Source organism: Paenibacillus sp. F024, from assembly GCF_057814255.1.
Window position 1 is genome coordinate 528550 of the sequence record NZ_JBVASZ010000001.1, and the last position, 15223, is coordinate 543772.

Consider the following 15223-nt stretch of genomic DNA (forward strand, 5'->3'; position numbering starts at 1 on the left):
CGGTTTCATCGTACAATTTTGCCAACCGCGGTCATTCTAGCAGGCTGGGTATCCATAATACGGTTTGCGGAAAAATGGTGACAACCGCAAGCGTGATAAGAAGTACAACATACCACGGCACTAGAGATCGTACCAATGTGAGAACCTCTAGCTTGGCAATCCGTGCGATAACGAATAATACCATACCAAACGGCGGGGTTAAGACGCCTATCATAAGGTTTAAAACCATGACGACACCGAAGTGTACCGGATCAATATCGAACTTTTCCAGCAATGGCAAAATGATAGGCATGAATATCGTGATGGCTGCAATGGTTTCCATAAAACAACCAACAATTAAAAGAAAAATATTGAGTAGAAGCAGTGCCATAGCCGCAGAAGTAATATATTGACTGAGCTCGGTTAAAACCATTTGCGGGATTTGGGAGCGCACTACAAGATTTCCGTATAAAGCCGCGGCCGCGATGATCAATCCGATGATGGCGGAGTCTCGAACCGTTTCCCGGAGTGCCTGATGAATGTCCTTCCAGCTTAATTCGCGGTATACAAATTTTCCTAGAACAAAGGCGTAAACAACGGCAACGACTGCCGCTTCCGTAGGTGTAAAAATACCGGCATAAATGCCTCCGATGATAATGACAGGCGTGAGCAGCGGCAAAAAAGCACCCTTTAAATGGACCGCAAATTCCCTAAATGATAGCAGCTTTCCTCTTGGAAATTTATTTTTAACAGCAAACCAGGTAACCCCTGCCATCATAAAAATTCCCATGATCATGCCGGGAATAATCCCGCCAAGAAACAGGCTCCCAACGGATACCCCCGCTACTACCCCGTAGATGACCATCGGAAGACTTGGGGGGATGATCGGCCCAATGGTTGCGGAGGTGGCGGTGAGGGCTGCGGCGAATTTCGTATCATATCCGGCATTTTTCATGGCCTTGATCTCTAACGTGCCGGTACCTACAGCATCTGCCACAGCTGTCCCTGACATCCCTGAAAACATCATCGAAGCCACTACATTGACATGCCCCAATCCCCCCGGCAAAAAGCCGACCAACGAGTCAGCAAAACGATAAATGCGTTCAGAAACGCCTCCCGTATTCATCAGACGACCGGACAAAACAAACAAAGGAATGGATAAAAGAACGAATGAATTTACACCGTTCAACATCATCTGGCTGATAACGCCATCCCTGATCTCTCCCCAGTTGATATACATCAAACCGACCGAAGTCAACCCAAGCGCAAACGCGGCGGGGACTCCCACCAAAAAAAGGGCGATCAAAACGGTTAAGAAGAAACTGAGTTGCAAGCTTCCTCACCTCTTTTCCATGTGAACGCCTTAATGATGTTACCCACAGTGTAAAAAGTCATGAGTATAGCGCCGAGGTTCATACCGATGTATAAATAAGACATCTTATACCATAGCATCGAGGCGGACGTGACTTGGCTGTTTACCGAGGTCATCTGTATGTTGCCAATGATAAAATGGATTAGAAAAAAGAGAATGCCTATCTGGATCACCACGCTTACCCATCTGCGGATAACGGAGGGCAGGCGGTTCAATAGCACATCGATGATAATGTGATTCCCTTCTTTCATAACGATGGCGCTCCCGATAAAAGTCAGATACACATACAGAAATCTTGCCATTTCTTCGGTCCATGGGGCCGGAACATGAAGGGTATACCGGAATACCACCTGCAGCGCTACGACAAGTACAAGTCCGATCAAAAAAAGGACGCATAAGTGATCTAGAAATTTTTCGAAACGTTCCATAAGCCTTGCCATAGGATTACCCTCCGGAACATGGTTATTTTGCGTACTTCATCACTTCTTCAAGTGTGGTAACGTCCCATTGACTCTTGAAATTCTGCTCTAATACAGGCTGAGCCGCTTGACGGAAAGCCTCGATATCCGGTTCAATAACCTCCATGTTTTTAGATTTTAATTCATTAAAGAATTTTTCCGTATCTTTAGCAGCTTCTTCATCGGCAAACTTCATGGCTTCTATAGCCGATTGTCTAATCACGTCCTGCTGCTCCGGTGTCAGCCCATCAAACAGCTTTTTATTGATCCATAGAAACACCGGCTCTACGACATGGGCTGTGTTGACCAGATATTTTTGCACCTCGTACAGCTTGTAGGTTGCGATCTGCTCGTATGGGCCCTCGGATGCATCAACGACTTTATTTTGCGATGCTCCGTAAAGCTCGGGCAAGGATATCGGCGTCGGTCTGGCGCCAATCTCCTTCCAGTTGGCAACCCATGATTGAACCTCAGGCAAACGCAGCTTGATATCTTTCATTTCCGCAGGAGTCCGAAATGGCTTGCTGCTGATGGTTTGACGAACCCCTCTTTTGTTCACCGCCAGGATATGCACGTTTTTTTCATCCAAAGCCGCCCTCATTTTCTTTCCCAGGTCACCTTCCAGGACGGCATCTAAGTGGGCAAAGTCTTTAAATAAATAAGGTGCGGTAATAAACATATATTTGGGCGCGAACATATCCACTCCTTGAATGCCGCCCATGACCATTTGAAGGTCCCCATTGGATAAGCTGTTAAAAATATCGCGCTCCGATCCAAGCTGTCCGTTTGGAAACACACTGACTTCAATAGAGCCATTGGAACGCTCCTTCACCAGCTCCGCAAATTTATACGTCCCTTTTACGGGAGCCGCTTTTGCGTCAAATACAGAAGCCACATCAATTTTCACTGTTTCTCCGCTTGCCGGCTGTCCGCTGCCGCCTGTGGTCTGCTGTGCCGGGGAACCGCATGCCGCTAACGCGGACAGGGTAAGGGACATCACTAGGAACGGAGCGATAAATCTTTTTGTTTTCATCATTTGAACCCTCCATTTTTTATACAAATAAAGCGCTCTCATTTCACTTGATATTTCTCAATCGTGGACCAGTTTAACCGGATACCCAGTCCTGGACCGTTCGGCGGCGCTAACCAGCCCTGATGGTCGGTTATCGGGTCCAGTATCAACTCATCTCGCAGAGGATTTTCGTCCTGGGTAAATTCAAAGTACTGAGCATTGGGAATGGAGCATGCAAAATGCAAATTGGCCGCAAGAGAAATGGCCGATGCCGAAAAATGCGGGATGCACGGCATTCCCCAAGCGCTGGCTAACGTAGCAATCTTACGGCATTCCGTTATGCCTCCGGACCAAATGACATCCGTCTGAACAATATCAACTGCACGGCGCGTAATGGTGTCTCTCATTCCGTATCGGGTATATTCCGTCTCATATCCCGCGATCGGAATATCGGTAGCCGCAGCTAATGCAGCACTGCTTTCCATATCGTCGCTGGATAACGGCTCTTCAAACCACAAGATGTCGAAGGGCTCCATCCATCGGGCCATCCGGAGAGCCGTATTGTAGTCCCAAGCATTATTCGCATCCACGGCCAGCGCAACGTCAGGTCCCAATGCTTCCTTTGCGGCACGCACCCGTTCAAGATCCTCTTGCAGAGTTTGCCCTCCTCCGATTTTCATTTTTGCGGCTTTAAAGCCCCTGCTGGCATAGCCCGCCATCTCCTGCTGAAGCTCATCAAGTCCCTTACCCTGCAAATAGTATCCTCCGCTGGCATAGGCTGCGACACGTTCACACGAGCCGCCCAGCAATCGATACAGCGGCAGGCTGGCGGATTGACCAAGGATGTCCCATAGTGCCGTATCGATACCGCTTATAGCCGAAATCACAATCCCTCTTCTCCCTGCTCTAAAGCTGTGCCTATACATTCTTTCCCACAAATATTCGATCAAAGAAGGATCCTCGCCGATAAGTACGGGTTTTAAAATTTCATCGATTAGCGCAGCCAGCGTACGTAAAGTCCCCAGAGCGAAGCATTCGCCTGTTCCGGTGATGCCCGCATCGGTGTGAACCTGTACCAGGAATACATCGCGGGGATACGTTACAGCCAAAAGCCCGTCTCGAGGGGGCCGCTTAGGCATAAAAGAAAGTGGAATATAGGTGATGTCCGTTATTTTCATACGATATACGCCTCCAATACGGAACGATCTACTTCAATACCCAATCCCGGTCTATCCGAAATTTCAATCCATCCATTATGATGCAAAACCGGGTTGCTCACCAGCTGACTTCGAAACGGATGCGATGAGCAATCGTATTCAAAAATCGGCTCTTTGGCAAATAAAGAATAATTGGCTATAGGCAATGCGGAAACCAAATGCAATGAGGCCGCTTGCCCGATGCCTGAGCCCCAAACATGGGGATTGATTTGTACGCCATAGGCATGGGCAAACGCACTGATATGCTTGCATGCGGTAAACCCGCCCACATGGCAAATATCAGGCTGGGCGATATCGATCGCTCCCTTTGCAATTAAATCCCTGAACCCGAATACCGTATATTCGCCCTCTCCTCCTGCGATAGGAGCATGTAATTTGTTTCTGATTTGCGCATAACCCGTTATATTTTCCGGAATGACCGGCTCCTCAATCCAGCGGAGGTTATAATCCTCCAGAGCCAGCCCCAATTCAATCGCTTCGGCCACACCATACGCATGATTAGAGTCAATCATCAATGTAACGTCATCGCCAACGGCATTTCGAATAGCCTGCATGACTCGAATATCGTCTTTAACTCCAAAACCCAATTTGATTTTCATGGCCGTTAAGCCCGCTTCCCTGTGGCTCTCCGCTTCTTTGGCAAGCCTTGCTTCTTCGCCCTGACCCGAAATTCTGTAAAATCCGGTGGCATAGGCCTGGATCTTTTTCCGGAAAGCCCCTCCAAGGAGCTTATAAACCGGCACGTTATGCTTCTTTCCGGCAATATCCCAAAGCGCAATATCTATCGCGCTTATCCCACCGATGACGGCTCCCTTGGTCCCATAATCACGGGTATAATTGTACATCCGGTGCCATAAGACCTCGATGTCGCCGGGATCTTCTCCGAGCAGCAGAGGCTTTAGAGCGCTTTCAATTGTGGCTGCAGCAATTTGGGAAGGCTGCAATCCCATACACAAGGCTTCGCCCCACCCGCTTATTCCTTCATCGGTCATGATCTCAACGATCGTAGCCGACCTGTGATAAACCCATCCTTGTGAAAAAGCGAAAGGCTGGTCTATTTTTGTACGTAAAGGGTATGTTTTGATATCGGTTATTTTCAAAGAGATTCCCTTCCTTCATTTTATTGTTTTTCCCTAAAAGTCGTTGACCGCCTTTGATTGTAACTGCAATCATTTAGAACCCGTTGATATCATTTTTTATAGCAATAATGTTCGATTGCTTCGTACTTCTGATGTGATCCCTCATTTTTTTCTCAGCCAGTTCAGGATCTCTCTTTTGAATAGCATAAAATATTTCCCAATGCTCTTTATTTGATAATTGCAATCTGCCCGGTATCGTCAAAGATAAGTTATGAAGCCGTTGAATGTGGTCCTTTAAGTTGGAGACCATATTCAAAATTCGCTGATTGCCGGCGACTCTTAAGATCACATCATGGATCTCATCCCCCTTTTTTATCACTCCTTTCAAAAATCCTTCATCAGCCTCTTTTAATATCGATTCCATATACTTCAAATTTTGATCGTTGATTAAGGTTGTAGCGATATGAGTACAAATACCTTCCAGAGCTTCACGAATCGTAAATATTTCCTCAATATCGATTAACGTGATTCGTTTGATATAAGCTCCCTTACGAGGAATCATTTCAACTAGACCGTCTTGCTCCAATTTTCTTAAAGCTTCACGTATCGGTGTTCTGCTTACTTTAAATTCTTCAGCAAGCGATTCTTCCGTTAAAGGCGTATTCGATGTCAATTCGCCATGAATAATTTTCTTCTTGATCACTTCATAAATGACACTAAATCTCGGAGCTCCATTCAGAGCACTTAAATTTTCTTCCATTCATTACACCTCACAAACAGCATCATTTCATCATGCAAATAAAGTATATTGGGTGGATTTCCCATTGTACTCTGATTGTATACATAATTATCTTTAAATTTAGAAAAATTATAACATTCCCCAAACTAAAAATTCAATATACAAAAATAAAATAAATTAAACTGCTATCGCTCCAGACGGCCGAAAGCGCTCATGTTGCGAAACCAGGTTTGTTACAGAGCCAAATAACAAAGCTGAGGCTCCAGGTAATAGACAGCAAAAAAGCTGTTGAGATGAAAAATCTCAACAGCTTTCTTTATGATTACATAGGTTGCTTATAAGGCTCAGTGTGCCGCCTCATAGGCAGCAATTTTGTCTTCATGCTGCAGCGTCAGGCCGATATCATCAAGCCCTTGAAGCAGGAATTGGCGGCGGTGCTCATCCAGATCGAAGGTGATGGAGAGGCCTTGGTTGTCCTTGATCGTTTTGTTTTCCAGATCCACGCTCAATTGGTAGCCTTCGTTGGCTGCCGTGCGTTGGAACAATTCCTCAACCTGCTCTTCGCTCAGCTTGATCGGCAGAATGCCGTTCTTAAAGCAGTTATTGTAGAAAATATCGGCATACGACGGCGCGATAACGACTTTAAATCCGTAATCTTGAATCGCCCATGGCGCATGCTCACGGGAAGAACCGCAGCCGAAGTTAGCGCGGGAGATCAGTACCGAAGCGCCTTGGTAGCGCGGCTGGTTCAGACTGAATTCCGGAATGACAGCGCCCTGCTCGTCAAAGCGCCATTCATAGAATAGAAATTGGCCGAAACCGGAGCGCTCGATGCGCTTCAAAAATTGCTTGGGAATAATTGCGTCGGTATCCACGTTTACGCGGTCCACCGGACCGACCAAGCCTGTATGCTGTTTGAAAGCTTCCATGTCGTTAAACTCCTCACATGAGAATATTGATCTTAAGCTTCTTGCTTCACTTTAAATTTCCAGTCGCGTACATCGGTGAAATGGCCTTCAATCGCAGCGGCTGCCGCCATTGCCGGAGATACGAGGTGCGTGCGTCCGCCGCGGCCTTGACGGCCTTCGAAGTTCCGGTTAGAGGTCGAGGCGCAGCGCTGACCCGGTTGAAGCACGTCAGGGTTCATCGCCAGACACATGCTGCAGCCCGCATCCCGCCACTCAAATCCGGCTTCGGTAAAGATTTTGTCCAGTCCCTCTTGTTCCGCTTGCGCTTTAACTCGTCCCGAACCCGGTACTACGATAGCCGTAACGTTCGAAGCCACCTTATAGCCTTGAGCCACTGCCGCAGCTGCGCGCAGGTCCTCGATCCGGCCGTTCGTACAGGAGCCGATAAATACATAATCGATAGCGATCTCCGTCATCGGCGTACCTGGAGTGAGCGCCATGTATTCCAGCGCTTTCTCAGCCGCTTTACGCTCGTTCTCTGTTGTAAAATCAGCAGGATTCGGAACGCTAGCCGTTACATTCGTACCCATACCCGGGCTTGTACCCCAGGTGACTTGAGGAATCAGGCTGTCCGCGTCGAATTCCACTACGCGATCGTACACCGCACCCTCGTCCGTAGTCAGCTGCTTCCACTTGGCAACGACTTGATCGTACGCTTCACCTTGCGGCACATAGTCGCGACCGCGCAGGTATTCAAACGTCGTCTCGTCCGGAGCGATCAGACCCGCTCTTGCTCCCGCTTCGATGGACATGTTGCAGACGGTCATACGCTCTTCCATGGACAAGCCGCGGATCGCTTCGCCTGTATATTCAATAACATAACCTGTAGCAAAGTCCGTACCATATTGAGCGATAACGCCGAGAATCAAGTCTTTTGCCGTAACGCCCGGCTTCAGCTTCCCGTTGATGCGCACTTCCAGCGTCTTCGGAGTCGCTTGCTGCAAGCATTGCGTTGCGAGCACGTGCTCCACTTCACTGGTTCCGATACCGAATGCCAACGCGCCGAACGCGCCGTGCGTGGACGTATGGCTGTCGCCGCACACGATCGTTTTGCCCGGATGCGTCAGTCCCACTTCTGGACCCATAACGTGCACAACGCCTTGATCGATGTGGTTCAGGTCAAACAGCTTCACTCCGAAATCTGCACAGTTCTTGGAAAGCGTATCGATCTGCTGCTTGGAGATCGGATCTGTGATATTGAAACGGTCTTTCGTCGGGACGTTGTGGTCCATCGTCGCGAACGTCAGATCCGGACGGCGCACTTTGCGTCCGGACATGCGAAGACCTTCGAACGCTTGCGGGGAAGTCACTTCATGAACCAAATGAAGATCAATGTAAATAATGCTTGGCTTGCCCGGTTCCGAATGAATGACATGGTTATCCCAAATTTTCTCAATAATCGTTTTTGCCATCGGTTCCACCTCAATATAATATGATGCATCCTATGCGTAATATCGTACCATTTCCATCTTCATTGATCCAAGATATAATATCTATAATATTGATAGTTTTTAATTATAAGACGTTATAAAGGAGCCGCTGTTCATGGAACTTCGCCAACTGCAATATGCGCTGCAAATCGCCATAGACAAAAACTTTTCCCGAGCCGCCGAGAAGCTGCATATCGCCCAGCCCTCGCTAAGCCAGCAGCTGTCCAAGCTGGAGAGAGAGATCGGCGTGCTCTTATTTCAACGAACCACGAACTCCGTGGAAGCTACGTATGCCGGCACCTTATTTGTTGAAAAAGCGCAAAAAATTCTCGACATGGTTGAGCAGCTCAAACAAGAAATGGAGGACATCTCCCAAATGCGCAAAGGCAGACTGGTCGTCGGCAGCCTCCCTATTACGGGCGCCCATGTGCTGCCCTTGGTGCTGCCTGCGTTTCAGGCGCGCTATCCGGAGATCGACATCGTCCTTGTTGAAGAGACGACGACCAATCTTGAGCAGCTAACTGCAAGCGGGCAGGCCGATATCAGCCTCCTGTCGCTGCCGCTGATCGACGATTCCCTTGACTATGAAGCCGTCATCGAAGAAGAAATCGTGCTTACCGTTCCGAAGACACATCCGTTAGCCCAATATCACGCCGATGGGCAGGTCAGAGCTGTTGATATAGCCCAATTGCGGGACGAACCGTTCATTACATTAAAAAAAGGACAAGGGTTCCGGCAGATTACGATCGATTTATGCCAGCAGGCAGGGTTCACTCCTAAAATCGTGTTTGAAAGCAGCAACATCGAAACCGTCCAATCCCTTGCCGCAGCTGGAATGGGCATTGCTTTCGTGCCGCTTATGGTATCCCGGGGCCGGTGGAGCGAGCCTGCGCCGGCTTTCCTGCCGCTATCGATCAGGCCGACGCGGACGCTGGTTATCGCTTATCGCAAAGGCAGATATTTATCCAAAGCCGTCACGGCTTTCATGGAGACCTTCCGCGATATCATGAGCAAGGAGAACGCAAAAAACCGGCCAGGATTCTGACCGGTTGAACCATACCGCCAAAGCTAATTTCCATTAGCCCTTTTGCATCTCGCTTTGAGGTATAAGAATAAACTCTTTATCCTTATCTTGATCCGTATCCGTAACTTCAATATTTTTACTATCAAACTCAAGGTCTTTAGTCTCTCTCGTGTTCATCATCGCAAAAAGGGAAAGAGCCCCGATGAACATCATATAGACCGCTACAGGCACCCAGGAATTGTTAAAGCCGCTCATCAGTGCAGTAGCTATCAACGGAGCCGTGCCTCCAGCCAATGCGGCTCCCAGTTGATAGCCGACAGTTACCCCCGTATATCGAACGTTTGTACTAAATATTTCAGAGAAAAGCGTCCCAAGTACAGCTGTAACCGGGGCCCACAATATCCCTAGGCCGATGATGGTCGCAATCGTTAACCATAGGGTCGAGCCCAACGAAAGGATATAAAAATATGGAAACGCATACAAAACAATGGCGATCATTCCCCAAATGAACAAAGGTTTTCGTCCCACCTTATCGGAAAAAGCCCCCATAAAAGGAATCGCGATGGTTGTAATTAGCGTTCCGATGGTGACGGCATTCAGCACCGGTGTAGCCGTAAAACCGAGGTGCCCCGTTGCATAGGAAATAATGAAGGTTGAGAAAATATAAAACGGTGCGGTTTCTCCGGCTTTCAAACCTACGGCAATGAGCACGGATTTCCAGTGGTAGCGGAACGTGTCGACAATTGGCACTTTAGCAATGTTTCCGCTCTTTTTGGCCTCCTTAAAAGCAGGGGTTTCATCAATTCCCTTACGGATCCATAGACCGAGAAGGACGAGTACAGCACTTAAAATAAACGGAACGCGCCATCCCCATGCTAAAAATTGGCTATCTGGAAGTATTGTCATAAGGGTAATGGATAATGTACCGAGAAGCATACCGATGGTAACACCCATTTGAGGCACGCTGCCAAAAAAGCCTCTTTTCCCTTTAGGCGCGTACTCGACTGCTAGAAGCAAGGCGCCGCCCCATTCTCCTCCGATTCCAAGTCCTTGTATAAGTCTCAAGGTGATAAGCAAAATCGGAGCCCATATACCAATCGTCTCGTATGTAGGAAGCAAACCGATTAAAACCGTAGCTCCACCCATTAACCCTAATGTGAGAACAAGCGTTTTCTTTCGTCCGATTTTATCCCCGATATGACTAAAGATCACGCCCCCCAGCGGGCGAATAAAAAACGGCAGGGCAAACGAAGTATAGGCAAGAAGCAAGCCTACGACAGGATCGATCGTCGGAAAAAATATTTTATTGAACACGAGCGCTGCAAGTGTTCCATAAAGAAAGTAATCATACCACTCGATGGAGCTTCCTATTAAACTGGCCACAAGAGCTTTTTTTGATGTTTTTGGTGTTTCCTGCTGTTTTTCCATGAAATAATCCCCCTTAGACTCCGCTTGATCTCGAACAGATCATGGGAGCCTATGATTTAAATTCAACTCACACGTCAAGTCCGAATGAAGTCCGGCTTGATGATTCAGCATGTTACAGATGGATATACACATTATTATCTTCAATGGAAACATCATAGCGTTCTACAGTAACTTCATAGCTCTTCGTTCTCACCTTAGGATCCACGATCATGCAGCCCGTCTTAATGTCGAACTCCCATTGGTGCCAAGGGCATCGTACAATCTCACCTTCACGTTCATACTTAAAGCTGCCCGGACCCGAAGAGGTAATTAATGATGCCCTAAGACCGGTACAAAGAGCCGCCCCCTGATGCGGGCAGGTATTGCGGATGGCATAAAATTGCCCCGCGATGTTATAAACTCCGATGCTTCGTCCATTCGCTTCAACTATTTTTTTATCCCCCTCGGGAATTTCAGATGCTTTTCCAATTAGAAAACCGGACATCACTTTGCACCTTCCTTTCCTGCTCCTCTGGCCGGCAGGCCATATAGCTCAGCTGCATTCTGATAGAAGATTTTCTCCCATAAGGAATCCTCCAGCTTGGGAAACGCTCTTACAGGCGAGTCAAAATCCCAGTGCGGGTAATCCGTGCAAAACATTAAGGTCTCATCGGCATAGACAGCATTCATCATTTGAGTAAACGTCTCGGGATTCGGTGTCGCCTCAAGCGGCTGCGAGGACACTCTCACGTTGCTGCGGAAATATTCACTCGGCTTTTTCTTCACCCATGGCGTTTGGAAGCGCAGAGCCTTCCAATCCTCGTCCAGCTTCCATAGGAACGGCGCAAGCCAGAACACGCCTGCCTCCTGAAGAACGACCTTCAAGGTCGGGAATTTTTCAAAGACGCCTTCATAGATAAAGCTGGCCAGATGCGCCGCCATCACCATCGGTCTGCTGGCCCGATACTCAGGATAATAGCTGACATAGCCGGCTCCGGTATTCGGGCCGTTAATCCCTACCCCTTCCATCAAAACATGAATCGTAAAAGGAAGATTGTGCTCAACGCACGCTTCATAAATCGGATGATAGTACCTGTGCCCGTAAGGTTTCTCAGCCCCACTGGACACGATGACTTGAACCATATCCGGGTGAGATCCGACACGATGTATCTCTTTTGCGGACTGCAGCGCATCCTGCTTAGGAATAAACACGGACCCTTTCAGCCTGCTGTCTTTGGCCAGCCAATGCTCCAATGTATATTCATTAATCGCGGTGCTGATTGCTGCGGCGTAATCGAGATCGGGCGAAGCCTGACACGAGTAATCGCTGCCGGTTAATATACCGTACTCGATTTGATAACGGTCCAGCAGCTGCTCTCTCATGAAATTCAGATCGCTTCCGGGGAAGCCTCCGCTTGGCGGCGTAGAGTCGGTCATCTGACCTACTTTAATACCTCCGTTAAGATATAAGGAGCCCGGGAGCCGCCACCCCCACAAATCGATCTGATCGCGATAAGCTCGGGGCAAGTAATTTTTAACCTCATCAAGCGGGGTATAATTATGGATGTCGACGTCAATAATACTTCTCTTCATTTTGATTTTCGTTTCCGATTCTCTAACTTCGTTGACTGCCATATCAATCCACTCCCTTAAATAATTTAACCTTTTACTATTCCTGCTAATTTCAGATGTGCACTACCACTCTGTCCTCTTCAACGGATACATGGTATACCTTTACTTTGTATCTGTCCGGGTCAACAAGCGACTCTCCTGTCTTCACATTGAATTCCCAGCCATGCCAAGGGCAAACTAGAATTTCGCCCTCCATTCCGTAGATGTATTCATGCGGTTTTGAAGTCAATGTGGTTCCCGAAAAATGGCCTTTACACAGCTCCGCCTGTTCATGAGGGCACACATTGCGAATGGCGTAATATGTCTCGCCATCGTAATAAATTCCGATGCTTCGTCCCTCGATCGTGACAATCTTGCATGTTCCCGCTTCAATCTCCCCGACTTGGGCGGCATCGTATTTCATCTGGTCAAGTCACCCTCTTCCTCTTCGGATTGGCTGTCCGTGATTCCATACAACTCGGCAGCATTCTCATAAGCGATGCGGCGACGCAGGTCTTCAGGCAGCTTATGAAGCACGAACGTTGGAGTATCGTTGTCCCAATGGGGATAATCGGTAGCAAACATCACGGTTTTTTCCGCCCGCATCATGCTGAGCATTTGGACCAGCTCCTGATTGCTCGGCTCCTCGATGGGCTGAGTCGTAAAACGGCAATGCTCAATGATATATTCGCTTGGTTTCTTTCGCAGCCACGGGACCTCGTTCCTCATCGCCCTGAAATTTTTGTCCATTCTCCACATCAGATGCGGAACCCATGCCAAGCCACCCTCAATGAAGGCAATTTTCAGGGTTGGAAAGGTTTCGAAAACCCCCTCGCAAACAATACTGTTGAGCTGAGACATATGATGGATGGCCAAAATATTGTGGCGTTCAAAATTGGTGGTCGGATAACCCGCAGCCGAAATGGGAGGATTGATACCGTCCCCTTCGCCTCCTCCGTGGAACGCGACAACCAGATTGTTGCGAACAGCCGCCTCATAGATCGGATAATATCGGCGTTGCCCGAAAGGCTCCCGCGATGAGACGGCCATAATGACCTGCACCACTCTCGGATGCGAACCGAGGCGGTCGATTTCCTTCGCCGCCAGAAGCGGATCTTGGGTTGCCACGAGAATGGAGGCCAGCCACCGGTCGTCCGTCGGAATCCATGTGTCGAGCGTATAGTCGTTGAAGGCCGTAGCTACTGCTGCTGCGTAATCCGGGTTATTATGTGCGGAGACGGTCAGCAGGCTGCCTGTAAGAATCGCTTTACTGATGTTGTAGCGGTCGAGCGCATCGGCCTTTGCGTATTCAGGGTCTGAGCCGGCAGGCAGCCCGTTGCCGGGTGATGCATCCCTGCGGGACAGCGGAATTGGTTTAAAGATCGTAATCGGCAGCGATGCTTCGGGAGCGCTCAATCGAGGCCACCAAACCCGGGGAAGATAAGGCTTTAGGTCGTCAAAGCTTTTTAAGGTTTGGTGAAAATCACAATCGATAATCCCTTGTTTAAGCGACTGCTTTGATTTAGCGTTGGAGGTAATCATACGGTTCATCCTTTCTTTTATATAAAATGGTATAGGCTAACCCAAACTGATCATCTCAATGGTCGTATTACATCCGATCTTTGTAATTTGTATTCCTTTGAAAACGGTTCTTTCCACTGCCCGTCATATAATTTAAATATCGCATAGCCGCCTCCCCGGATTTAAATTTTCTCGATAAATGCCAGCGGGCTTTCCCCGGCAAATGCCGCTTTATAGATTTGCTCTACATCGCTTTTGGATACGCGTCTGGGATTGATAGCGATATTGCCGCTTTTGAAGGTATCCTCGATCATGCGCGGAATCAGTTCTTCGTGAACTCCCATTGCTTGAAACGATTGGGGAATGCCGAGCTGATGATTTAATCTCACGACCTCCTTTACTCCCGCCACTGCGGTTTCCAATTCATTTTCCTGTCGGGAAATTCCTAACGCTTCAGCCGCCAGCGCATACCCTTGCGGATTGCCGATTAAATTAAAGGACATGACATAAGGCAATAAAACGGCATTGGCTACTCCATGCGGGACTCCGGCAAAACCGCTTACCGGGTGCGACATGGCATGAACTAATCCTAAACGGGATACGGTGAATGCGATACCTGCCAAGGTACTGGCATATAACATCCGGCTCAGATCGGTAATGTTTCCGTTCGCCGCTGCGGGCCTCAAGGATTTGCTTATAAGACGGATCGCCTCCATAGCGCACGAATCCCCATACCAATTTTGAATGTTATTCGTTAAAGCTTCGATGGCATGAGTTAATGCATCCATCCCGGTAGAAGCCACCAGATGAGAAGGAAGACTAAGCAGTAAATTCGGATCTAATACAGCCACCTTGGGGATAATGTACGACGATATAATGGGCTTCTTAAAATGATGTTCATCTGTGACCACCGTTACATTCGTTACTTCAGATCCCGTTCCGCATGTTGTCGGTACAGTAATCAAAGGCGGCAGCGGATGTTTGATTTGGTCGATTCCCGTAAAGCTCATAATGGGTTCCGAATTGGTAACCAAGATCCCGGCCGCTTTGGCCGTATCTATCGAACTTCCGCCCCCAACCGCCAATATGCCGTCGCATTGTTCGGAAATATAAAATTCCTTAGCCTGCTCCACGCACTCAATGTTAGGATCCGGCAGCACTTTATCGTATACGGCAATCTGTATGTCGTTTTCCATCAAACGTTGGGTCACTTTCTCCAGTAAACCGGACTGTATAACCCCTTTATCCGAAACAATCATTACCCTGCTGCACTTTAGTGAACGAAATTCACTACCTATGCACATGCTGCTGTCCAATCCAAATTCGATCCTTACGGGTAAATAAACAGAAGACAATAGGATCCGCTCCTTTTATATATGAGTCCGAAGATTCTTTATTTGTTCCGC

The 15223-nt window shown here is 48.2% G+C and carries 15 protein-coding genes; 1 reads left to right on the plus strand and 14 read right to left on the minus strand.

Annotated elements, in window-relative coordinates; translation table 11 throughout:
* Window positions 1-31: 31 nt before the first annotated feature.
* The 8 genes from ACZYR9_RS02675 to leuC all read right to left on the minus strand — a co-directional run bounded on the left by ACZYR9_RS02675 (window position 32) and on the right by leuC (window position 8236).
* Window positions 32-1312, minus strand: coding sequence for a TRAP transporter large permease (locus ACZYR9_RS02675; protein WP_488976892.1), 1281 nt, complete (start codon window positions 1310-1312; stop codon window positions 32-34).
* Window positions 1291-1791 carry a TRAP transporter small permease gene (locus ACZYR9_RS02680; protein ID WP_488976893.1) on the minus strand — a complete coding sequence of 167 codons (501 nt, stop codon included), beginning with the start codon at window positions 1789-1791 and terminating at the stop codon, window positions 1291-1293. Before ACZYR9_RS02680 ends, ACZYR9_RS02675 begins: the two co-directional genes overlap by 22 nt.
* Before the next feature lie 22 nt (window positions 1792-1813).
* Window positions 1814-2845 carry a TRAP transporter substrate-binding protein gene (locus tag ACZYR9_RS02685; protein WP_488976894.1) on the minus strand — a complete coding sequence of 344 codons (1032 nt, stop codon included), beginning with the start codon at window positions 2843-2845 and terminating at the stop codon, window positions 1814-1816.
* A 35-nt stretch (window positions 2846-2880) separates the two neighbouring features.
* Window positions 2881-3999 (minus strand): mandelate racemase/muconate lactonizing enzyme family protein, encoded by a 1119-nt coding sequence (locus ACZYR9_RS02690; RefSeq protein WP_488976895.1) that lies wholly within the window; start codon window positions 3997-3999, stop codon window positions 2881-2883.
* On the minus strand, window positions 3996-5138 hold the full coding sequence (locus ACZYR9_RS02695) for a mandelate racemase/muconate lactonizing enzyme family protein (protein ID WP_488976896.1): 1143 nt from the start codon (window positions 5136-5138) through the stop codon (window positions 3996-3998). The genes ACZYR9_RS02690 and ACZYR9_RS02695 overlap by 4 nt, the downstream gene beginning before the upstream one ends.
* 73 nt (window positions 5139-5211) lie before the next feature.
* Window positions 5212-5877: a GntR family transcriptional regulator gene (locus ACZYR9_RS02700; RefSeq protein ID WP_488976897.1), complete on the minus strand. Its 666-nt coding sequence runs from the start codon at window positions 5875-5877 to the stop codon at window positions 5212-5214.
* Between the two features lie 323 nt (window positions 5878-6200).
* Entirely contained in the window at window positions 6201-6785 is a 585-nt protein-coding gene (gene leuD / locus ACZYR9_RS02705; RefSeq protein WP_488976898.1) for a 3-isopropylmalate dehydratase small subunit, read from the minus strand.
* A 32-nt stretch (window positions 6786-6817) separates the two neighbouring features.
* The gene (gene leuC / locus ACZYR9_RS02710; RefSeq protein ID WP_488976899.1) at window positions 6818-8236 is read right to left on the minus strand and encodes a 3-isopropylmalate dehydratase large subunit; all 1419 of its coding nucleotides are present in this window, start codon (window positions 8234-8236) and stop codon (window positions 6818-6820) included.
* Window positions 8237-8369: 133 nt separating this feature from the next.
* Between leuC and ACZYR9_RS02715 the strand changes: the two genes are divergently transcribed.
* Window positions 8370-9299 carry a LysR family transcriptional regulator gene (locus tag ACZYR9_RS02715; RefSeq protein WP_488976900.1) on the plus strand — a complete coding sequence of 310 codons (930 nt, stop codon included), beginning with the start codon at window positions 8370-8372 and terminating at the stop codon, window positions 9297-9299.
* A 33-nt stretch (window positions 9300-9332) separates the two neighbouring features.
* On the opposite strand, the gene ACZYR9_RS02720 is transcribed toward ACZYR9_RS02715, so the two are convergent.
* From ACZYR9_RS02720 to ACZYR9_RS02745, 6 genes are all read right to left on the minus strand, one after another.
* Window positions 9333-10706, minus strand: coding sequence for an MFS transporter (locus tag ACZYR9_RS02720; RefSeq protein ID WP_488976901.1), 1374 nt, complete (start codon window positions 10704-10706; stop codon window positions 9333-9335).
* Between the two features lie 112 nt (window positions 10707-10818).
* Entirely contained in the window at window positions 10819-11190 is a 372-nt protein-coding gene (locus ACZYR9_RS02725; protein ID WP_488976902.1) for a Rieske (2Fe-2S) protein, read from the minus strand.
* Complete coding sequence (locus ACZYR9_RS02730) at window positions 11190-12320, minus strand: amidohydrolase family protein (protein ID WP_488976903.1); 1131 nt, start codon at window positions 12318-12320, stop codon at window positions 11190-11192. The genes ACZYR9_RS02725 and ACZYR9_RS02730 overlap by 1 nt, the downstream gene beginning before the upstream one ends.
* Window positions 12321-12369: 49 nt before the next feature.
* Window positions 12370-12720, minus strand: coding sequence for a Rieske (2Fe-2S) protein (locus ACZYR9_RS02735; RefSeq protein ID WP_488976904.1), 351 nt, complete (start codon window positions 12718-12720; stop codon window positions 12370-12372).
* Window positions 12717-13838: an amidohydrolase family protein gene (locus ACZYR9_RS02740; protein ID WP_488976905.1), complete on the minus strand. Its 1122-nt coding sequence runs from the start codon at window positions 13836-13838 to the stop codon at window positions 12717-12719. The genes ACZYR9_RS02735 and ACZYR9_RS02740 overlap by 4 nt, the downstream gene beginning before the upstream one ends.
* A 161-nt stretch (window positions 13839-13999) precedes the next feature.
* On the minus strand, window positions 14000-15172 hold the full coding sequence (locus tag ACZYR9_RS02745; RefSeq protein ID WP_488976906.1) for an iron-containing alcohol dehydrogenase family protein: 1173 nt from the start codon (window positions 15170-15172) through the stop codon (window positions 14000-14002).
* Between the last annotated feature and the right edge of the window lie 51 nt (window positions 15173-15223).